This window comes from Erwinia persicina NBRC 102418 (genome assembly GCF_001571305.1).
Classification (GTDB): Bacteria; Pseudomonadota; Gammaproteobacteria; order Enterobacterales; family Enterobacteriaceae; genus Erwinia; species Erwinia persicina.
Window position 1 is genome coordinate 171,349 of record NZ_BCTN01000008.1, and the last position, 19,634, is coordinate 190,982.

The 19,634-nt window shown below is 58.7% G+C and carries 18 protein-coding genes; 8 read left to right on the plus strand and 10 right to left on the minus strand.

The window, feature by feature from the left end; translation table 11 throughout:
• The first annotated feature begins 133 nt into the window (after nt 1–133).
• The 3 genes from EPE01S_RS11015 (at nt 134) to nudK (ending at nt 2,923) form a co-directional block, all read left to right on the plus strand.
• On the plus strand, nt 134–409 hold the full coding sequence (locus EPE01S_RS11015) for a YdgH/BhsA/McbA family protein (RefSeq protein WP_062744810.1): 276 nt from the start codon (nt 134–136) through the stop codon (nt 407–409).
• A 338-nt stretch (nt 410–747) separates the two neighbouring features.
• A complete protein-coding gene (gene ansP, locus EPE01S_RS11020; RefSeq protein ID WP_062744946.1) occupies nt 748–2,196 on the plus strand; it encodes an L-asparagine permease in 1,449 nt (482 codons plus the stop codon).
• 148 nt (nt 2,197–2,344) lie between these two features.
• On the plus strand, nt 2,345–2,923 hold the full coding sequence (nudK, locus tag EPE01S_RS11025) for a GDP-mannose pyrophosphatase NudK (protein ID WP_062744812.1): 579 nt from the start codon (nt 2,345–2,347) through the stop codon (nt 2,921–2,923).
• Between the two features lie 4 nt (nt 2,924–2,927).
• Here the strand turns inward: nudK and rbsK are convergent, their stop codons facing one another.
• From rbsK to EPE01S_RS11065, 8 genes are read right to left on the minus strand one after another with little or no spacing between them, the layout of a single operon-like run.
• Nucleotides 2,928–3,899 (minus strand): ribokinase, encoded by a 972-nt coding sequence (rbsK, locus tag EPE01S_RS11030; RefSeq protein WP_062744814.1) that lies wholly within the window; start codon nt 3,897–3,899, stop codon nt 2,928–2,930.
• Nucleotides 3,899–4,792, minus strand: coding sequence for an allose kinase (alsK, locus tag EPE01S_RS11035; RefSeq protein WP_062744816.1), 894 nt, complete (start codon nt 4,790–4,792; stop codon nt 3,899–3,901). Before alsK ends, rbsK begins: the two co-directional genes overlap by 1 nt.
• Complete coding sequence (gene alsE, locus EPE01S_RS11040) at nt 4,789–5,481, minus strand: D-allulose 6-phosphate 3-epimerase (RefSeq protein ID WP_062744818.1); 693 nt, start codon at nt 5,479–5,481, stop codon at nt 4,789–4,791. The genes alsK and alsE overlap by 4 nt, the downstream gene beginning before the upstream one ends.
• Nucleotides 5,481–6,530 carry an ABC transporter permease gene (locus EPE01S_RS11045; RefSeq protein WP_062744820.1) on the minus strand — a complete coding sequence of 350 codons (1,050 nt, stop codon included), beginning with the start codon at nt 6,528–6,530 and terminating at the stop codon, nt 5,481–5,483. The genes alsE and EPE01S_RS11045 overlap by 1 nt, the downstream gene beginning before the upstream one ends.
• A gap of 10 nt (nt 6,531–6,540) precedes the next feature.
• Nucleotides 6,541–7,530, minus strand: a complete 990-nt coding sequence (locus tag EPE01S_RS11050) for an ABC transporter permease (protein WP_062744822.1) — start codon at nt 7,528–7,530, stop codon at nt 6,541–6,543.
• Nucleotides 7,523–9,031: a sugar ABC transporter ATP-binding protein gene (locus EPE01S_RS11055; RefSeq protein ID WP_062744824.1), complete on the minus strand. Its 1,509-nt coding sequence runs from the start codon at nt 9,029–9,031 to the stop codon at nt 7,523–7,525. The genes EPE01S_RS11050 and EPE01S_RS11055 overlap by 8 nt, the downstream gene beginning before the upstream one ends.
• Nucleotides 9,032–10,012, minus strand: a complete 981-nt coding sequence (locus tag EPE01S_RS11060) for a substrate-binding domain-containing protein (RefSeq protein ID WP_062744826.1) — start codon at nt 10,010–10,012, stop codon at nt 9,032–9,034.
• Between the two features lie 17 nt (nt 10,013–10,029).
• Nucleotides 10,030–10,860 (minus strand): DeoR/GlpR family DNA-binding transcription regulator, encoded by an 831-nt coding sequence (locus tag EPE01S_RS11065; protein WP_062744829.1) that lies wholly within the window; start codon nt 10,858–10,860, stop codon nt 10,030–10,032.
• A 404-nt stretch (nt 10,861–11,264) separates the two neighbouring features.
• On the opposite strand from EPE01S_RS11065, the gene EPE01S_RS11070 reads away from it, so the two are divergent.
• Entirely contained in the window at nt 11,265–12,359 is a 1,095-nt protein-coding gene (locus tag EPE01S_RS11070) for a DUF1176 domain-containing protein (protein ID WP_062744831.1), read from the plus strand.
• Between the two features lie 17 nt (nt 12,360–12,376).
• On the opposite strand, the gene EPE01S_RS23435 is transcribed toward EPE01S_RS11070, so the two are convergent.
• Both EPE01S_RS23435 and EPE01S_RS11075 read right to left on the minus strand, forming a co-directional pair.
• Nucleotides 12,377–12,523: a hypothetical protein gene (locus tag EPE01S_RS23435; protein ID WP_157076008.1), complete on the minus strand. Its 147-nt coding sequence runs from the start codon at nt 12,521–12,523 to the stop codon at nt 12,377–12,379.
• Nucleotides 12,523–13,305, minus strand: a complete 783-nt coding sequence (locus EPE01S_RS11075; RefSeq protein WP_062744833.1) for a MipA/OmpV family protein — start codon at nt 13,303–13,305, stop codon at nt 12,523–12,525. Before EPE01S_RS11075 ends, EPE01S_RS23435 begins: the two co-directional genes overlap by 1 nt.
• A gap of 121 nt (nt 13,306–13,426) precedes the next feature.
• On the opposite strand from EPE01S_RS11075, the gene EPE01S_RS11080 reads away from it, so the two are divergent.
• The 4 genes from EPE01S_RS11080 (at nt 13,427) to EPE01S_RS11095 (ending at nt 19,601) form a co-directional block, all read left to right on the plus strand.
• Nucleotides 13,427–14,122, plus strand: a complete 696-nt coding sequence (locus tag EPE01S_RS11080; protein ID WP_062744835.1) for a response regulator — start codon at nt 13,427–13,429, stop codon at nt 14,120–14,122.
• Nucleotides 14,119–15,321: a sensor histidine kinase gene (locus EPE01S_RS11085; RefSeq protein WP_062744837.1), complete on the plus strand. Its 1,203-nt coding sequence runs from the start codon at nt 14,119–14,121 to the stop codon at nt 15,319–15,321. The genes EPE01S_RS11080 and EPE01S_RS11085 overlap by 4 nt, the downstream gene beginning before the upstream one ends.
• A gap of 78 nt (nt 15,322–15,399) precedes the next feature.
• Entirely contained in the window at nt 15,400–16,542 is a 1,143-nt protein-coding gene (locus tag EPE01S_RS11090; RefSeq protein WP_062744845.1) for an efflux RND transporter periplasmic adaptor subunit, read from the plus strand.
• Nucleotides 16,539–19,601 (plus strand): efflux RND transporter permease subunit, encoded by a 3,063-nt coding sequence (locus tag EPE01S_RS11095; protein WP_062744848.1) that lies wholly within the window; start codon nt 16,539–16,541, stop codon nt 19,599–19,601. The genes EPE01S_RS11090 and EPE01S_RS11095 overlap by 4 nt, the downstream gene beginning before the upstream one ends.
• The last annotated feature ends 33 nt before the right edge of the window (nt 19,602–19,634 follow it).

Genomic DNA, 19,634 nt, shown 5'->3' on the forward strand with positions numbered 1-19,634 from the left:
TCTTGGCGCAGTCACGCGCAATGCCAGGAATGTTTTAACGGCTTTACGCACTGCTCACTCTGCTTTTCATTGAAACGGTAATAATCAATCCCGTCACTACATTAATCGATACGCTTTCCCGAGGAGCTTCATGATGAACAAGATGTTACCCGCAGTGATCGCGGCCACACTGCTTGCTGCGACGTCATTCTCTACGCTGGCCGCCACGCAGGTGGAACAAAGCCAGGCGGCAGAATTGCACAGTATTGGCACGGTGTCGGTGAATGGTGTCAGAGGCACGCTGGACGATGCTACGCGCCATTTGGCGAAAAAAGCGGATGCCATGGGTGCCAGCAGCTTCCGGGTGATCGGTGCCAACACCCCGGGCGATTCCAGCCTCTGGTCAGGAAACGCTGAGATTTACCGTTAATACCCGTTTTACCCTCATCTCCTGTAGTCCCTGTCTGTCCCTGTGTAGTCTTTAGTGCTTGCACTGACCGACCGCAAATTGCGGTCGGTTTTTTTATGCGCCACCCGACAAAAATTACAAAAGCTCACGATTTCCAGCGTGGAATTTTTGCGTCGATTAATCAGAACGGTTAGGATGCATCGCCGCGATTTCCCTGCTTGCGTCATGAATAAAATTACAGCAAACAGGGGGATCTTCCACGCCTGCGTCGCGTACGCAATCGTTTGGTTGGCCTATAAGAAACAGGATACCCGGGACAGGTAACCGCATCACTTTGTGGACAGGAAATAGGATTGAAAATGAAAGCTGAAAAGAAAACGGGCGCTGAAAAGCGCGCTGCAAGAAGGCGTTGGTTAAACTCTCATGATTCTGGCTACCATAAAGCTATGGACAATCGTCACGTACAGATGATTGCCATCGGTGGCGCGATTGGTACGGGGCTGTTTCTCGGCGCGGGCTCTCGCCTGCAGGCCGCAGGCCCGGCACTGGCCATTGTCTATCTGGTCTGTGGTATTTTCTCTTTCTTCATTCTTCGTGCGCTGGGGGAACTGGTTTTACATCGCCCCTCAAGCGGCAGTTTCGTCTCTTACTCTCGCGAATTCCTCGGTGAAAAAGCCTCCTACGTGGCCGGCTGGATGTACTTCGTCAACTGGGCAATGACCGGGATTGTCGACATCACTGCCGTCGCGCTCTATATGCACTACTGGGGCGCATTTGGTGATGTACCGCAGTGGGTGTTTGCCCTCGGGGCGCTGGCCATCGTCGGCACCATGAACATGATCGGTGTGAAGTGGTTTGCCGAAATGGAGTTCTGGTTTGCCCTGATTAAAGTCCTGGCGATTGTCATTTTCCTGGTGGTGGGTGTTGTGTTCCTTGGCAGCGGCAAGCCGCTGGATGGCAATGCGACCGGCTTCCATCTGATCAGCGATAACGGCGGCTTCTTCCCGAACGGTCTGATGCCGGCGCTGGTGCTGGTGCAGGGCGTGGTATTTGCCTTCGCCTCCATCGAACTGGTGGGTACGGCGGCAGGCGAGTGTAAAGACCCGAAAACCATGCTGCCAAAAGCGATTAACAGCGTGATCTGGCGTATTGGCCTGTTCTACGTTGGCTCCGTAGTGCTGCTGGTGCTGCTGCTGCCGTGGAATGCCTATCAGGCAGGGCAGAGTCCGTTTGTTACCTTCTTCTCTAAACTTGGCGTGCCTTACGTCGGCAGCATTATGAATATCGTGGTACTGAGCGCGGCGCTATCCAGCCTGAACTCAGGCCTCTATTCGACGGGGCGTATTCTGCGCTCCATGTCGATGGGCGGCTCCGCACCGAAATTCATGTCGAAAATGAGCGGCCAGCAGGTGCCTTACATGGGTATCCTGGTCACCATTGGTGTCTACATCATTGGTGTTTACCTGAACTATGTGGTGCCTTCCCGCGTCTTTGAAATTGTGCTGAACGTTGCGGCGCTGGGTATCCTCTCCTCCTGGGCGTTTATCGTGGTGTGCCAGATGCGTCTGCGCAAAGCCATTAAAGAAGGCAAAGCGGAAGATGTCAGCTTCAAGCTGCCATGGGCACCCTTTACCTCATGGCTGACGCTGCTGTTCCTGTTCAGCGTGCTGGTGCTGATGGCATTCGACTATCCAAACGGAACCTACACGGTGGCGGCTATCCCACTGATTGCCATTGTGCTGGTGCTGGGCTGGTTCGGTGCGCGTAAGCGGGTTCACGCACTGGCGAAGGAAGAACATAACCACTGATAAACCGGGGGACCATGTCGCGGTCCTGTTCCCCGTGTTGCATAAGCAGGGCGGCCCTTATCGGGCCGCCTTTTCTTATTATTCTCATCGCTCTGGCCGCGAAAACCCTCTATGATCAGCCTCTCCCGGACACCCCAACGGAGACGGTATGTCAGCCAAGATTGACGTTATCAAAAATAAGATCCTGTCAGAAAACTGGTTCACTCTGCGCAATTTCACTTATGACCTGACGAAAAAAGACGGATCCACCCTCCGCCATAAACGCGAAGTTTACGATCGCGGCAACGGCGCGACCATTCTGCTGTACAACCGCGAAAAAAACAGCGTGGTGCTGACGCGCCAGTTCCGTATTGCCACCTGGGTAAACGGTAATCCTTCGGGCATGCTGATTGAAACCTGTGCCGGACTGCTGGACGACGACTCCCCGGAAGTGTGCATTCGCCGCGAGGCCACAGAGGAAACCGGCTACGTGGTCGGGGAGGTGGAAAAGCTGTTTGCTCTGTATATGTCACCGGGCGGTGTCACCGAAATGGTGTACTTCTTTGCGGCGGAGTACAGCGATGCCCGGCGTGAAAACGCAGGTGGCGGCATCGACGACGAAGATATCGACGTGCTGGAAATGACCTTCCCTGAGGCCTGGGCGATGGTGAAAGATGGCCGGATCCAGGACGGTAAAACCGTGACGTTGTTGCAGCACGCGCTGCTGGAGGGCTGGCTGCACCCTTAGCCGGTCACTGACTGACACCCGTCGCCGCACGCGGATCGATGGCCTGGATTGTCGGATGCTGCTGCAACCGTGCTAAGGCATCGGCATACAGCGGCATGGAATGGGCGGCGCCGCGACGCTCCACGCAGACAGAAGCATAGGCAGCGGCAAAATGGGCAGCCTGGGGCAGTGTTTCCCCCGCGGCCAGGCGCGCGGCCAGCGCTCCGTTAAAGGCATCTCCGGCGCCGGTGGTATCCAGTGGCTGAGCGGGGAACACCGGAATATGCAGGACTTCCCCCCGATCGGAAAGCAGGGCGCCCTGCATACCGAGCGTGATGATCAACTGACGAACGCCTTTATCATGCAGCACCTGAGCCGCACGCTGTGCGCTGGCAAAATCACTGACCGCCACACCGGTCAGCTGGGTCGCTTCATGGCTGTTGGGCGTCAGCAGGTCGACCCTGGCCAGCAGCGTATCGCTGACCTTTTGCCACGGTGCCGGGTTGAGGATCACCCGGGTTTCGGCAGCCTGGGCGGTGTCGATCATCCGCTGAATGGCGCTGAGATTATTTTCCAGCTGCATCAGCAGAATATCCGCTGCGGCCACCGTCGGCTGGCAGCGGGTCACTTCGGCAGCGGTCACCGTCAGATTGGCGCCAGGATAGACAGAAATCATATTCTCGGCATCATCTCCCGCCACGTAGATCAGCGCGTTACCCGTCGGTTTTTCTTTACAGGTAAACAGCGTGATGGCATCGAAGCCACTGTTTTCCAGATGACGGCGGGCAAAGTTGCCGAAATCATCCTGACCGATCTTGCCGATATAGTGCACCCTCGCACCCGCCCGCAGGGCCGCCATCGCCTGATTAGCCCCTTTACCGCCCGGTCCCATCATACTGTTGTCGGCGATCAGTGACTCGCCTGGCCGTGGGAAGCGGGACATTCCGGCGACGATATCCAGATTAAAAGAACCGAAAACACACACCTTACCTTTCATCATGTTCTCCTGAAGTGACGCTGTGCGGCCAGGCAGGCCCCGCGTGCGCCCGCCTGATCGCCGGAAATGCTAAAGACAATATTCAGTGCCCGCCGGGTGATCGGTGGGCGGAGATACTGGCGGATCTGCTGCTGAAGGGCGTCCTGCGGAAAATCTGCCATCGTCAGCACGCCGCCGCCGAGGATCAGCGTATCGGGGTCGAGGATGTTCATCTCCAGGGCAATCACCTTTGCCAGGCGGGTGACGAAGGCCTCCAGCTCCGGATGGTGACGGTGATCGCTGAATACCTTTTCCAGTGGCGTCCCGGGTAGCTGCGTCCTGGCCCAGTCGCTCAGCCAGTGGCCGGACGTGACTGTCTCGGCACAGCCGTGATTACCGCACGGGCAGGGCAGCGCTCTGTCCCCAAAGGGGATATGGCCCAGCTCACCGGCTGCCCCATGTGCACCGTGATAAAACCGTCCGTTAAGCCACAGGCTGTTACCCATACCGGTGCCCAGATAAAGCCCGACCGCACTGTCGGGCAGCGTCGGACGTTGCAACAGATCCCACAACATCAGGTGATTGACGTCTTTATCCATGGCCACGGGCATACCCAGCAGAGCGCTTAACCGCACCGCCACGGGCTGATTGTCCAGTTGTGGAATAAACGGCAGTGACAGCACCTGCTGACGGTCGCGTGACAAAATCCCGGGCAGGCCCAGCATCGCACCGCTGACCGGCTGTGCATCAATAAACTGTCCGATCTGCCGCGCCAGCTGAAGCAGTGCCTCTGCCGGCGTGGCCCAACTGGCCGTGGCAATCTGCTGAAACTTCAGCCAGCGCTGCGGGTCGTCCATCAGCATCAGCCGGGTGCGGGTTCCGCCAATATCAATGCCTAACCACTGGTCTGTCATGCGGACTCCTGTACGGTGCGGCGGGCCTGAGCAATATGGCTGCTCATGCGATCCCAGGCCGTGGCCAGGTCAGCATGCAGGTTGAACAGGCCGGAGGTCCCGACAATCAGCACCTCCGCGCCAGCGCCCAGCAGGGTTTCATAGGTCTGCTGGTTGCAGGAACCATCAATTTCAATCAGGTAGCGATGCCCCTCCTGCTTTTTCAGCGCGTTAAGCGCGGCGATTTTTGGCACCATTTCGCTGATAAACGGCTGACCGGCATAGCCGGGGTCAACCGTCATCACGGTGATCTTATCCAGCAGGTGAATATAGTGATGAATAAAGGCGACCGGGGTGGCGGGGTTAAGCACCACGCCCACTTTCTTACCCAGCGATCGGATATGGTTGATCACCCTGAAGGCGTCACGATTGATGGTTTCCGCATGCGGGCAGATATAATCCGCCCCCGCCCTGGCCACGGCATCGATAAAGTTGGTCGGCGCTTCCACCATCAGATGGACATCAATGGCCACCTGGGTAAATGGGCGGATCTGTTCAATAAAGAAGGGCGACAGGGTGATGTTTTTCACGTAATGGCCGTCCATGATATCGACATGCAAAAAATCGGCGCGGGTGTTCAGCACGGACAGCTGCTGTTTAATTTCCATCAGATTCATGCACATCAGCGAAGGTGAAATTTGGGTACGCATCAGACTTCCTTTTTTTCAGTGAAAGGGGCAGGGTGGCTGCCCGTCCGGCTGTTTCGTCGGGCATGGGATTCGCGCCAGCGGCCCAGATAAAACTTCACCATCAGTACCACCACCAGTAGCGCGCCCCACATCGCAAGGCTGAAATGCTGGCTGAGGTTCATCAGGTTGAATCCGGTTGAGAGGGTTTGCAGGGCAATCAGTGACAGCACCACCCCACTGACGCGGCCAAAACCCCCGTTCGGGTCGGCCCCGCCGAGGATAATCGCCAGCACGGTCAGCAGCAGGTAGGCGTCACCGTAGCCGATACGCGCTGAATTAAAGCGTGCCATCATCACCAGTCCGGCCAGAACGCAGAGCAGGCTGGAGAGGACATAGACGGTGATCAGCAGGCGGTGGGTACGGATGCCACTGAACCAGGTGGCGTTGATATTGCTACCGCACATGTAAATGCATTTTCCGGTGCGGGTTTTTCCGAGGAACAGCGCCATTAAGGCCGCCGTTGCCAGGAACAACCACAGCGGCAGCGGTACGCCAAGCAGACTGCCGGAGCCGAGGACGCGCAGCACTTGCGGCATCCCGCTGACGGCCGCCCCTTTGGTGAGGTAAATACCGATGCCGTTAACCGTCATCATGGTGGCCAGGGTCACGAGGATGGGGTGGGCACCGATCCTGGCGACCATCAGCCCGGTGACAGTGCCAATGATCACGGCAATCGCCGCCGCCCCCAGGATGCCTACTGCCAGCCACATCAGCTGCAAGGGGATACCCGCCCCGGCGGGTAAAAAGTGCAGCAGCAGCCAGGCGATAAACAGGCTGGTAAGGTTGGCGGTGGCAATAATGCACAGGTTAAGCCCACCGCTGAGAATGGCGATAAACATTGCCAGCGTCAGCAGCCCCAGTTCCGGCAGTTGAAAGGCCATGCTGGTAAAGGTGGCATCGGTGAAGAACCGGCCCGGCATCAGCAGGCTGAACACGATCACCACCAGCCCCGTCAGCAGCAACAGGCCGCAGTTCACACCGCTTATTTTCACGTTTTTAAGCGCATTCATGGCAGGTTCCTCAGACAAAGCTGACATCAGTTTCTTTGCGTTTTTTGTAGTGGGTAATGGCAATCGCTGCCATGATCACCAGCCCGACGACAATGTTCATGAAGTAATCAGAGACGCCGAGCAGATTCAGGCCATTTTTCAGGATGGCAATCAGAAACACCCCCATCAGCGTGCCAGTGACCGTCCCCTTGCCGCCCATCAGACTGGCTCCGCCCAGCACCGTCGCGGCCAGCACGTCCAGCTCATGCCCGACCAGCGCGTTGGGCACCACTTCACCCATGCGATAGACCTGCACCAGGCCCCCAATCGCCGCCAGCGCCCCAAGATAGCCATACGCCAGCAGATGGATCAGGCCCACGCGAATGCCTACACGCCGTGCGGACTCAATGTCGCCACCCACCGCATACAGCTGGCGACCGAGATGGGTTTTATTCAGCAGCACCCACGTCAGTCCGGTGAGAAAAAGCATCACTACCAGCGGCAGGCCGATCTGAAACGGCTGGCCGTGCAGCTCAAACGGCAGCACGCTGCGCAGGGTGGTCCACCATTCGGGCAGGGCATACAGGCTGCGGCCGTCAGTCAGCCACATCAGCAGGCCAAACAGCAGCGACTGCATACTGATGGTGATGATGATGGAAACGATACGTAGCGAATAAATCAGCAGCGCATTCACCATGCCAAACAGCGTGCCGCAAACGATCGCCAGCAGGATGCTGACCAGGGCATTGTCGAACTGAAACTGCACAAACAGCTGAGCCACCAGGTACTGCACCACTGAGGCGACGGCGGCAAATGAGATATCAATCCCGCCGGTGACCAGCACCACAAACAGCCCCAGCGCAAAGATGCCGGTCACGGCATAGCTCTCTGCCAGGTCGAGCAGGTTCTGCACGCTGAGGAACTGGTCACTGCCGAGGGAAAACAGCAGGCAGCTCAACAGCAGCACCCAGGCCATCCAGCCCTGGCTGGTACGCGGGGTATAGCGGGTGAAGTCAGGCATTGATGGCCTCCATCAGCTGTTGTTGTTGCACGCAGGCTGGCTGGTATTCGGCGTGGATGGTGCCGTCGCGGAAATGCAAAATACGGTCGCAGTTGTACCAGACTTCCGGCACTTCATCGGAGATGAGGATGATCGACAGCCCCTCCAGGGCGAGCTGCTGGATCAGGCGGTAAATGCTGGCTTTGGCCCCGACATCGACCCCCACGGTGGGGGAGTCGAGGATCAGAATTTTAGGCCGGGTCAGCACCCACTTCGCCAGCACGATTTTTTGCTGATTACCGCCGGACAGGGTAGAGACCGGAAGGTCAGGATCGCTGACACGAATGCCCAGCCGGGCAATCCACGCCTGGATCAGCTGATTTTTGCGATCCTCGTCGATCAGGTTTACGCGGTTGCGCAACTTATCAAGAACGGAGAGCACCAGGTTGTCGCCCACCGACTGCTGCTGGATCAGCCCCAGCGTCAGACGATCCTCCGACAGGTAGGCGACGCCGGATTTAATCGCATCCTGATGACAACGAAAATGCACGGGTTTGGTGTCCAGCCAGATGCGGCCGCTGTCCGGTCGGGTCATACCAAACAGCGACAGCGCCAGTTCGGTCCGGCCCGATCCCAGGCGCCCACACAGCCCCAGCACCTCCCCCTCACGCAGGGTAAAGCTGACGTCCTGATACTGACCGGCGCGGGTCAGATGCTCCACTTCCAGCACCCGCCGTGCCTCCACGGCCAGCGGCGGCTTCAGAGAAAAGGTGTGCGCCATCCCGGTCATCAGCTCCGTCAGACGGGTACTGTCGATTTCCGCCGCAGGCCAGGTGCCAATCTTATGACCGTCGCGGATCACCGTGACCCGGTCGGAGATCTCCAGTACCTCATCCAGGCGGTGGCTGACGAACACCACGCAGATATTTTTTGCTTTCAGATAGCGCACGGTGCGCAGGAGCTGATTCACCTCCGTTCGCGTCAGCGAGGCGGTGGGCTCATCCATAATCACCAGCCGGGCGTCAGCCACCAGCGCCCGGCAGATGGCGACCTGCTGGCGCCGGGCAATAGACAGTGAGGCCACCTTATCGTCCAGATTCAGACTGAACTGCAATTCATCAATCATCGCCTGCGCGGTCTGCCGCACGGTTTTTTCCCGATACCAACCCAGCAGACTTTGCAGGTTATGTTCGAAAGCGATGTTTTCCGCCACGCTCAGATTAGGGAACAGGGAGAGATCCTGATAGATCACCTGAATCCCCCACTGGCGCGCCTGTTTGGGCGTCAGACGCGTAAAATGCGCCCCGTCACCCAGCACGATACGGCTGCCGCTGTCCGGGGCATGCACGCCGGCAATCACCTTAATCAGCGTGCTTTTACCGCAGCCGTTGGTCCCGGCCAGGCAATGGACTTCGCCTGGCATCAGTGACAGCGACAGATCGCTGACAGCGCGGTTGCCGCCAAAGGTTTTCGACAGGTTTTCCAGTGAAATCAGCGGTCGGGGGGCGCTTGAGTTCGTCATCTATAACCCCAGCCTGACCAGTTTCGGCAGATTAGCCTTATCCAGGCTTTCCGTGTTGTTGCCGAGAATGGTGTGCGTCTTCTCGTCAACATGGACGCTGCCCAGTCCTTCAATGGTCATACCGTCAGTGATGGGCTGTTTTTTTGCGATCATATCGGCCAGGCGCACAAACACTTCGCCTGCCGTCATCGGGTTCCAGATATAGCCGCCTTTAATCGCCCCCTTCGCCACCAGTGAGGCGCCCTGGCCCGGACTGAACGCGCCGATGACGCACACCTGATCGATCTTCTGACGGTTCATCACCGCCCGGCCCGCCCCGATGGGCCCCTGAGATCCAAAGGCCAGAATGCCCCCGAGGTCGGGATATTTCGACATCAGCTCGTTGGTGGTGCGGATAGCGTCGTCCAGCGACTCCCCCACACCAAATTTATCGCCGACCTTCTGCATCTGCGGATAATGTGCTTTCTGATAGTTCAGTGCGGCGTCGGTCCACTGCTGATGCAGCGGAACGGTCAGACTGCCGACATACATGGCGTATTTGCCTTTCTCGTGCATGCACTGCGCCAGCGCTTTCATGTGGTTAATACCGTGGGTAGTGGCATCCACCAGTTCAAAGTCCCAGTTGGCATTGGGCTGGCCCGGCGACTCGTGGGTGATCACCGTGATTCCCGCCGCACGGGCACGCTGCAGCACGGGCTCCAGCACTTTCGGGTCGTTGGGCACCACGCCGATAATATCCACCTTCTGCGCAATCAGATCTTCTATGGCACGCACCTGCAGAGCCGGGTCGGCCGAGGTAGGACCAACCTGCCAGGCCTTGATCCCGCGCTTAGCGGCTTCACTTTTGATGCCAGCTTCCATGGCGTTAAACCAGGGAATGCCGCCGACTTTCACCACCACCCCCATGCGCAGCGGCTGCGCCGCGTGCAGAGAGGTGGCGAACAGGGCGAGCAGGGTCGCGGTGAGGATGCTCTTTTTCATATTTCGCTCCGTGAGTTTTATTGATTAATAAGCTGTGTGGCGTACTGACGGCGCGAGCAATCAATAATATTGACCCCGTTCCACGCCAGCTCTTGTTGTAATTCTTTATCTTTCAGGCTGTCGGTAATTAGAAAATCGACATCGCGGTAATGGCAAATACGGGCAAAAGACGGCTGCAGAAATTTACTGGCATCCAGCAGTAAGTATTTTCTTTCTGACGCCAGCAGCATCTTCTGTTTTAAATGTGCCTTATTTTCATTCCCTTCCCGCAGATAACCGTCGGTACCCAGGCTGCTGCAGGAAAAGAAGGCTTTATTAATTAAAAACTCCGAGAGGGGACGCTCGGCCACCACGCCGGTAAAATCTTCATTGCGGGCAGAATATTCACCGCCGAGACAGATGGTGCGTATATTGTTTTTTACCGCCAGCGTTTCTACTGTTCTCAGCGAATTGGTGAGCACGGTTAATTCAATATCCGGCAGCTGGCGCGCCAGGAACCAGCAGGTGCTGCTGCTGTCGAGCAGTAAGCAGTCACCGGGGCTGATATAGTCAAGCGCCCGTTTAGCGATGGCCATTTTCGGGCCGACGTTTTCATTCATTCGCTGGCGGAACACCAGATCATGTTCCTGTCGCTCACTGTGCCGAACCGGACTGCCGGTTTGCTGTGTCCGGGCCAGTACGGCACCGCCGTAACTGCGGTGCAGCATGCCCTTCTTCTCCAGCAGCGTCAGGTCACGGCGAATCGTTTCCTGCGAAACCAGGCACCGTTCCGCCAGTTCAGCGACCAGTACACGGCCCTGCTGACTGAGTGTGTCGATGATTTGCCGCTGACGTTCAATCGGCATCATAAGTATCCTCCGGTGTGATAAAAGGTACGGCATCGCTCCCGCGCAAAATGTGCACCAGACAGGAGTCCGGCCGCCAGGGTTTGACGTTGCGTCGTAAAGTGATCGCTCTCTAAATAAAGGTGGGGTTATTACTGTTGTTTCTTATATAAAGGTGATGTTCATCACATTAATCGCGGTAAATGCGCTGGCTTTTCGTAAAATTGATTTCCTGACAGGTTACCGGTGACTGAAAATATCATGACTGTTGATGACCGTTTATGTGGATTTGACGGATTGGGGGGCGGTGACTGTCCGATAAATCTGATTGAGGCCCTGACGTTAACTGCGCATGATAGAGGGGCTGTACGGGTTATCCGTCATGGTGCTTTCTTTTCTGCATTACCTCACAGGGACTTCATCAATTAATGTCTTACTGGACGAAATGGTTATGGCTGCTTTCGCTCTCTTATCTGGCTTCTGCACAGGCACAGCCGCTGCAAAAAACCTTCTCTGACTGGCAGATCACCTGTAACAATCTCAACAGCTGCGAAGTGCGCAGCATTCCCGGCAACAACGGCCTGGCGATGACGCTGGAGCGTGACGCCGGCAGCGATGCCCCGGCACAGTTGCGCATCGATTACGGCAACCGCTACAGCGGTCCGCTGCCTGGCGGTGCGCTTCGCGACAATCTGCTGCTTGACGGGCGGCGGCTGCGGCTCGATCTGAAACACTGGCAGGTGGAGCCTCATCACCTGCTGACCATGCACGCTATTTCGATTGATGAATTTCTGGCGCAGGTGATGGATGCCGGGACGCTGCAACTGCTGTATCGGGCGGATGCGGTGATCGGCATGCGCGGGCTGAAGGAGGCGCTGATGCTGATGGATGAAATCCAGGGGCGGGTGAACAGCAGTAGCGCTCTGATCCAGCGCGGCAACGATGCGCCCGGTCACGTACCGCCGGCACCGCCGATGCCGCAGATCAGTGCGCCACCGCGAATGCCGCAGGCTTTAACCCATGAAGAGTCGAGTGGGCTGATTGATTTTGGCACCTGGCGGGTAAACAGCGATAGCTGTTCGCTGGATCCGCTGCGCCGTGAAGTCAGTGTGTCACCGCTCAGCGATGATAAAGCGCTGCTACTGGTCAGCTGTGAAATGGGGGCCTATAACGTCATCGACCTGGCGTTTGAGGTCACGCGGACGGCACCCTACGTGTCGAAAAGCATTACGTTGACGCTGCCATTCTCTCTGCCGGACCGCAGTGATAATAATCTGGAACTGGTGAATGCCGACTTTGACGCGGCGCGCGGTGAGCTGCTGACTTTCAGTAAGGATCGCGGACTGGGCGACTGCGGGGTGGCGACACGCTGGCAGTATAATGGCCGCGAGTTTGTGCTGGCGGAGTATGCCCAGGAGAAAACCTGTGACGCCTGGCACAGCAGCGATCAGTGGCCGGTTCTGTGGGAAAGCCAGCCCGTTGTACCGCAGGATCCGGGCATGGTGGCGATGCAGGCGCAGTAAACCTGCGGGCCCTGCGCTCAGGCATCGCAATAGGCCATCAGGAAGTAACACAGGAGATGGATGGCGGCAATCACCGCCAGGGTCAGCGCCACAAACCCCACGTCATAGTCGGTAAGAAAATCGCCCAAGCGTGAGGTCAGGCGCGTCGCCTTCTTCATGTTCATTAAAAGGTGTAGGTGATCGCCGCCGTAGCTGTGGCTTCGTTACGGCGGAAAACAATCGGACTGTCACCCGCATGATCACTGAGCCAGGTGTAGCCCGCCACCAGCGTGGTGCCCCACTGCGGCGTAAACTGATGTCCCCAGGTGATGCTGTTTTCCACCCCATAAAGTCCGCCCGGGGCCGAATAGCGGCGATAACCGCTGCGGGCGCTCTGCTGTCCACTGACCCCGTAAAATGTATTCATATAGCGGCTGTCACCGAATAATGCGGCAGACTGGAAGGCCAGCGTATCGCTGTCGTTTTGCAGAGGGATCAGCGTCACCGAGGTCTGATATTGCACACCCTGACTGTCGCTTAACGGCAGCGTTGCTTTACCCTCGACGGACAGCCAGGGCGCGATGGTCCAGCCGACCGCGACCGCCGTATTCAGGGCGGCGTCAATATTCCCCATGCCTTTCAGTTTGTCGGACCCGTCACGCCATGACGCGTTTTTCTCTGACCGTCCCAGGCTGTAGCCCAGCGTATGTTCAAGATAGAGTCCCGAGTCGGCCTGCAGGTCGTATCCCAACCCCTTTTGTGAATCAAAAAACACCGCGCCGTCACGCGCCTGAATGACCGGGGCAAACTGCCACTGACGCTGGTCGGAGCCGCTGTAACGTGGTGCACTGGTCGCGCCAACCCCCACGGTCAGGCTTGTCGGATCGGCGGCGCGGGCACCGGCGATCAACGTGACGTTCATAACGGCAATACAGCTAATGCACAGGGTAAGTTTTCTGGTTATCATCGTCGCTCCTCAGCACCGAATCATTACGGCTCCCAAGCGGCCGCGCATCTGATACCGAATAATGAACAGGCAGTGTCAATTTCCTGCCAGGGTTTTATGAAGAAATAATCAAGGTGAGTAAATGCAGATGAAACGCGTACTGATTATTGAGGACGACGCGGATGCGGCTAATGTCCTGGAAGCTTATTTACGGCGGGAAAGCTTTAATGTGGCAATCGCCAGCGACGGTCTTGCCGGGCTGGAGATGGCGCAGAGCTGGAAGCCAGACCTGATCCTGCTGGATATTATGCTGCCGGTGATGAACGGCAGTGATGTCCTGGCCGCCGTACGGCGCAAGGGCGATATTCCGGTGATTATGGTTTCTGCCATGGGCGACACGCCAGACAAAATAGGCGCGCTGCGCTACGGCGCCGATGATTACGTTGTTAAACCTTACAACCCCGGTGAAGTGGTGGCCCGCGTGCATGCCGTGCTGCGCCGGGCCTCCGGGCGTCAAGGCCAGAAAGAGCTTCTCCGCTGGCAGGGGCTGGAAGTGGATACGGAGTCGCTGACGGCGGTCGTCAGGCACGACGGCGATAGCGTCACCTGGCTGGAGCTTACGCCGACGGAACTCTCCCTGCTCACCACGCTGATGCAGTCCCAGACCTATCCTTTTTCCCGCCAGCAGCTGCTGGAGCGCTGCCTGCCGGAGAGCGAAGCGCTGGAGCGCGTGGTGGATACCCACGTATACAACCTGCGTAAAAAACTGGAAAACGCGGGCATTGCGGACGTGCTGCATAATGTCCGCGGCGTCGGCTACCGGTTCAGACAGCCATGAGTCAGCCAAAAGAACAGAGTCTGTGGCGCTGGATCTGCATGCGGATCCTTGCGCTGGTGATGGGATCGGTGGTGATGATCGGCTTCTGCATGTGGCTGCGCTTTGTGATCCAGAAATACTGGGTACTCAACCGTATGCCGCCCGCAGAGAGTCAGGAGCTGGCTATCCTGTTAAAAAATCCCGAACGCGACGTCTTACGCTTTCACCAACTGGCGGATGCCGGGTTTGGCATCAGCTATTCAGTGCCTGACATCACCTCTTCTGACTGGATAACGTTGTGGGTGTTAATCCTGATGGCGATGCCGGTAATCATTGTTCTCGGACTACGCGCCGCCAGGCCGCTTTCGGAACAGTTCAGCCGGCTGGCTACGGCGGCACGATCCGTGGCGCACGGCGAATTTGGTACCCGGGCCGATACGGTGGAAAACGCGCCTGCGGAGCTGGCGCAGTTCACGGAAGACTTTAATCTGATGTCCCGGCAGCTGGAACGTTACGATCGGGAACTGCGGGCTTCCCATGTTGCGATGGCTCACGAGCTGCGATCGCCGCTGACCGCCGCTATGGGGCGGCTGCAGGGCATGCTGGACGGCGTGTTTGCGCCCGATCTGACCCAGTTAAATATGGTGATGAAGCAGCTGCAACACCTGAACCGTCTCACGGATGAGCTGCATCTGCTGTCCCTTGCCGATGCGGGACAGCTTACGTTTACCCTCAACACCTTTGATCTGGTGGAACTGCTGAACGAGCGGGTAGCCTGGATCAGGCCTCAGGCCGTAGCGGCCGCAATGAGCATTAACGTCAGTGCACCGGCCCCCGCCGTTTTTCGCGGCGATCCGTTCAGAATGGGGCAGGTGTTTACTATCCTGCTGGAAAATGCGGTGCGCTATGCTGCCGAAGGCAAGGTGCTGGATATCGAGATAAAGCCCCATCTTAAAGGCTACCTGATCGCTTTCACCGATCGCGGGCCGGGTGTGGATGCCGCGTTTCTGCCGCTGATGTTTGAACGGTTCACCCGCGCCGAATCATCCCGCGCGCGCCACTCTGGCGGCAGCGGGCTTGGCCTGTCGATAGCCCGCGCTATCTGTGAAGCCAGCGGGGGGAAGCTGGTGGCCTCACAGCCCGAACACCGGGGGCTGACGATAAGCCTCTATCTGCCGTTTGCCATTCCTGAGGCGGGAATGAAAAATCAGTTGAATTGACATTTCCTTGACAGGACGTGCAGCAAATCTGGACAGTCGCACGATTGAATAGGGCTATCACCGCACAGGAATAGCCCTATGACCGATACCTTTACTGACTACGCCCGCCACATACTGCACCACCTCAACCTGCCTGGCCGGCTCTCTGTCCACTGTCTGTGGCTGTTCTCGTTTCCGCTGATTTTTCTTCTCGCTGCCTGCGGTGACAAGGGACAGCCGGCATCGCCGCACGTCCGTCCTGTTCGCTATGTGATTGCCCCGGCCTCGCTTTCCGGCAGCCTGCTGTCGCAGACCGGAGAGATCCGCGCAACGGATGAAACAACGCTGGCTTTTCGTCTGGATGGCCGCCTGATTTCGCGTGCCGTGGATGTCGGTGACCGGGTGAAAGCAGGGCAGTTACTGGCGGTGCAGGATAACAGCACAGGGCTGAACCAGCTTGGCAGTGCACGGGCTGATCTGGCCAGTGCGCAGGCGGCTGAACGGGTAGCGGCGCTGAATCTGCAACGGATGACCACGCTGACAAAAACCGGTGCCATTGCCCGCATGCAGCTCGATACGGCCCGGTCAGACTGGCAGGCGGCCCTGTCAAAAAGGCAGAGCAGCGAGGCTGCACTGAAAAATGCGCAGGACAGCCTGAGCTGGACCCGACTGACCGCACCGTCAGACGGCATTATTACTGGGGTCAGTGCTCAGCCCGGTCAGGTGGTCAGTGCCGGACAGGCGGTGTTCAGCCTGGCGGCAGGCGGTGGCCGCGACGCTGTGTTTGACCTCAGCGATCCGCAGGCGCTGACGCAAAGTAACCCCGCCGTGGTTCGCGTGTCGCTGCTGGCCGACCCGACCATTCAGGTTCAGGGGCACCTGCGTGACGTCAGCCCGCAGGCCGATCCCCAGACGCGTACCTGGCGGGTGCGCGTAACGCTGGATCATCCTCCGGAAAGCATGGCGCTGGGGGCCAGCGTCCTGGTGAACTGGCGGCGTGAGGGCACGCGCAGCATCCTGCTGCCGGCGTCGGCGCTGACCCGGGTGGGGGATCAACCGGCCGTATTCGTGGTCGATCGCACCCAACAACGGGTGCGGCTGCGCCCGGTCACGCTGGGGGCCTTCACCGTGACGGACATTTCCGTCACCGGCGGCGTTCGCCCCGGAGAAGCGGTGGTGACGGCCGGTGTCAGCAAGCTGCGCGACGGTGAAAAAGTCACCCTGCTGGAGGACGGAGAATGAATCCGAAAAATGCCACGTCACGTTTTAATCTCTCCAACTGGGCGTTACAGCATCAGCAGCTGATTGTCTTCTTTATGCTGCTGGTCATGGCCGCCGGTATCTTCAGTTATGTGAACCTGCCGCGTAATGAGGATCCGGCCTTTACCATCAAAACCGCCGTGGTGTCGGCCGCCTGGCCCGGTGCCGATGTGAACGATACCGTCAATCTGGTCACCGATACGCTGGAGAAAAAGCTGCAGGAGATCCCCTACCTCGACTTTGTCGAGAGTGAAACCCGTGCCGGACAGGCGGTGATTTTTGTCAATCTGCGTGACGACACGCCGCCTGCTTCCGTTCAGGATATCTGGTATCAGGTGCGCAAGAAGGTCGAAGATATTGCGCCCTCCCTGCCGCAGGGCGTACAGACGCCGCAGGTGAACGACGAGTTTGATGATACGTTTGGCACCATTTACGGTTTTACCGCCGAGGGCTTCACTCCGCGTGAGCTGCGTGACCGGGTGGAGGCTATCCGCCGCAGCCTGATGTCACTGCCGGATATGGGTAAAATTATCCTGACAGGCGTGCAGGAAGAGCAGATCGTCATTGCCTTTTCGCCGCGAAAAATGGCCGGGCTGGGGCTGGATCTCCAGCAGGTTACCGCCGCCATTGCCGCACAAAATGCGGTGGCACCCGCCGGAGAAATTCGCAGCGACCGGGAAAATATCGCCCTGCGCGTCACCGGAGCGCTGGGGTCAGCAGAGAGCCTGCAGGCGATCGTCCTGCACATCGGGGAGCGGTACATTCCTCTGAGTGATATTGCCACGGTAACCCGCCAGGCCGCAGAGCCGCCGGCGTCCGCATTTCGCGTTAACGGCCAGCCTGCCATTGGACTGGCGATCTCCATGGCCGCCAGCGGAAATATGATCCATTTTGGCGAGGCAGTCAGCCAGCGTATGGCGGCCATTCAGGCCGGGCTGCCGCACGGGATTGAAATGACCCGGGTGGCCGACCAGAGCAAGGTCGTTCAGCAGGCGGTCAGCGGCTTTACCCGCGTGCTGGCAGAAGCGGTGATTATCGTGATGGCGGTCTCTTTTATCTCGCTGGGGATGCGCGCCGGGCTGGTGGTCGCCACGGCGATCCCGCTGGTGCTGGCGATTACCTTTACCGGCATGATGCTGGCCGGGATCGGTTTGCAGCGTATTTCGCTGGGCGCGCTGATTATTGCGCTCGGGCTGCTGGTGGACGATGCGATGATCACCGTGGAAACGATGGTGTCGAGGCTCGAGGCGGGGGACAGCCGCTGGAAGGCTGCCAGCCATGCGTTTGAAACCACGGCTTTCCCGATGCTGACAGGGACGCTGGTGATGATCGCCGGGTTTATTCCGGTCGGGTTTGCCGCCTCCAGCGCCGGGGAATACTGTTTTTCACTGTTTGCCGTGGTGATGATCGCGCTGCTCTCTTCATGGGTGGTGGCGATCCTGTTTTCCCCGCTGACCGGCACCTGGCTGCTGCCCGCGACCCTCAGCGCCCATCAGCACGGGCCGGGAAGGATGGCGCGCGGCTATCACCGGCTGCTGGCGCTGGCGCTGCGCCACCGGCTGAAAACAGTATCGACGGCCCTGATCCTGCTGGTGCTGGCAGGGTGGGGGACCACGTTTATGCAGGGGGAGTTTTTCCCGGCCTCCGACCGTCCCGAACTGCTGGTCAGCCTGACGCTGCCCGGTAATGCTTCGCAGGCTGAAACCGAACGGCGGACAGAACACCTGGAGCAGGCGCTGCGCGGAAACCCGCATATTGACCATCTTTCCAGCTATATCGGCACCGGCGCGATCCGCTTCTATCTGCCGATGGATGTGCTGCTGGATAATGAAAATACGGCCCAGCTGGTGGTGGTGGCGAAGAGTCTTGAGGATCGCGAAGCGCTGCGCAAGCAGCTGGAAAAGATCCTCTCCGCCGGATTTGGTGATATCGCCACGCGCGTGTCGCCGCTGGAGCTTGGCCCACCGGTCGGCTGGCCGCTTAAATATCGCGTGAGCGGGCCGGATTATCATCGGGTGCAGGCGATCGCCCGACAGCTCGCCGGTATCCTGGGCGACAGTCCGGCCACCCGCGAAGTCAACCTCACCGCCGGGGAGCCGGAGCGCGTGGTTACGCTGCAGATTAACCAGACCGCCGCCCGCGCAGCCGGGCTCTCCTCGGAAAGTGTGGCCAGCGCGCTGCACACCCTGTGGTCGGGCAGCGTGGTGACAACGGTTCGTGACGGCAACCGGCTGGTGGACGTGGTGCTGCGGGCGAACGATACCGAACGCCAGGATCTGTCAACGCTCTCTGCCCTGCAACTCACCGCCAGCAGCGGGGTGAAGGTGCCGTTAAGCCAGGTGGCCACCCTCAGATGGGGGATTCAGGATCCCGTTATCTGGCGTCATCAGCGTCTGCCGTTTATCACCGTGCAGACCGACCTGGCGCCGGGGCGGCGTGCGGAAGCCGTCTCACAGCAGCTGGCTGCCTCCGTTGCTCAGGTGCGAAACGCCCTGCCGCCGGAGTACCGGATTGAAGAGGGTGGCGCGGTAGCCGAGTCGGATAAGGGGAACAGCTCGGTGTTTGCCGTGCTGCCGGTGACGCTGTTCTTTATGCTGATCCTGCTGATGGTTCAGCTACAGCGCTTCTCACGGATGCTGCTGGCGCTGCTGATGGCCCCCTTCGGCCTGATAGGTATCGTGCTGGCGATGCTCCCCACCGGCACGCCGATGGGCTTTGTTGCGCTGCTGGGGATGATTGCACTCGCCGGTATGATCATCCGTAATGCGGTGATTTTAATCAGCGAGGTGGACAGCAATCTGCAGCGGGGGATGGCCAAAGAGGATGCGATTACAGCCGCCGCACACCATCGTGCCCGTCCGATTATGCTGACCGCCTGCGCGGCTATCCTCGGCATGATCCCGATCGCGGAGCAGGTATTCTGGGGACCCATGGCTTATGCCATCATCGGCGGATTGCTGGTGGCGACGCTGGTGACGCTGACGGTGCTGCCCGCCTGTCTCAGCCTGGCGATCCGCGACGAAGCTGCGGCGAAGCCATAAAAAAACCGCCTTTCGGCGGTTCAGGGGGGAAAG

Excerpts from the sequence above, each read along its gene's own strand:
- EPE01S_RS11015 (WP_062744810.1), top strand. The coding sequence starts at position 134 with ATGAACAAGATGTTACCCGCAGTGATCGCGGCCACACTGCTTGCTGCG.
- ansP (WP_062744946.1), top strand. The coding sequence starts at position 748 with ATGAAAGCTGAAAAGAAAACGGGCGCTGAAAAGCGCGCTGCAAGAAGG.
- nudK (WP_062744812.1), top strand. The coding sequence starts at position 2,345 with ATGTCAGCCAAGATTGACGTTATCAAAAATAAGATCCTGTCAGAAAAC.
- rbsK (WP_062744814.1), bottom strand. The coding sequence starts at position 3,899 with ATGAAAGGTAAGGTGTGTGTTTTCGGTTCTTTTAATCTGGATATCGTC.
- alsK (WP_062744816.1), bottom strand. The coding sequence starts at position 4,792 with ATGACAGACCAGTGGTTAGGCATTGATATTGGCGGAACCCGCACCCGG.
- alsE (WP_062744818.1), bottom strand. The coding sequence starts at position 5,481 with ATGCGTACCCAAATTTCACCTTCGCTGATGTGCATGAATCTGATGGAA.
- EPE01S_RS11045 (WP_062744820.1), bottom strand. The coding sequence starts at position 6,530 with ATGAATGCGCTTAAAAACGTGAAAATAAGCGGTGTGAACTGCGGCCTG.
- EPE01S_RS11050 (WP_062744822.1), bottom strand. The coding sequence starts at position 7,530 with ATGCCTGACTTCACCCGCTATACCCCGCGTACCAGCCAGGGCTGGATG.
- EPE01S_RS11055 (WP_062744824.1), bottom strand. The coding sequence starts at position 9,031 with ATGACGAACTCAAGCGCCCCCCGACCGCTGATTTCACTGGAAAACCTG.
- EPE01S_RS11060 (WP_062744826.1), bottom strand. The coding sequence starts at position 10,012 with ATGAAAAAGAGCATCCTCACCGCGACCCTGCTCGCCCTGTTCGCCACC.
- EPE01S_RS11065 (WP_062744829.1), bottom strand. The coding sequence starts at position 10,860 with ATGATGCCGATTGAACGTCAGCGGCAAATCATCGACACACTCAGTCAG.
- EPE01S_RS11070 (WP_062744831.1), top strand. The coding sequence starts at position 11,265 with ATGTCTTACTGGACGAAATGGTTATGGCTGCTTTCGCTCTCTTATCTG.
- EPE01S_RS23435 (WP_157076008.1), bottom strand. The coding sequence starts at position 12,523 with ATGAACATGAAGAAGGCGACGCGCCTGACCTCACGCTTGGGCGATTTT.
- EPE01S_RS11075 (WP_062744833.1), bottom strand. The coding sequence starts at position 13,305 with ATGATAACCAGAAAACTTACCCTGTGCATTAGCTGTATTGCCGTTATG.
- EPE01S_RS11080 (WP_062744835.1), top strand. The coding sequence starts at position 13,427 with ATGCAGATGAAACGCGTACTGATTATTGAGGACGACGCGGATGCGGCT.
- EPE01S_RS11085 (WP_062744837.1), top strand. The coding sequence starts at position 14,119 with ATGAGTCAGCCAAAAGAACAGAGTCTGTGGCGCTGGATCTGCATGCGG.
- EPE01S_RS11090 (WP_062744845.1), top strand. The coding sequence starts at position 15,400 with ATGACCGATACCTTTACTGACTACGCCCGCCACATACTGCACCACCTC.
- EPE01S_RS11095 (WP_062744848.1), top strand. The coding sequence starts at position 16,539 with ATGAATCCGAAAAATGCCACGTCACGTTTTAATCTCTCCAACTGGGCG.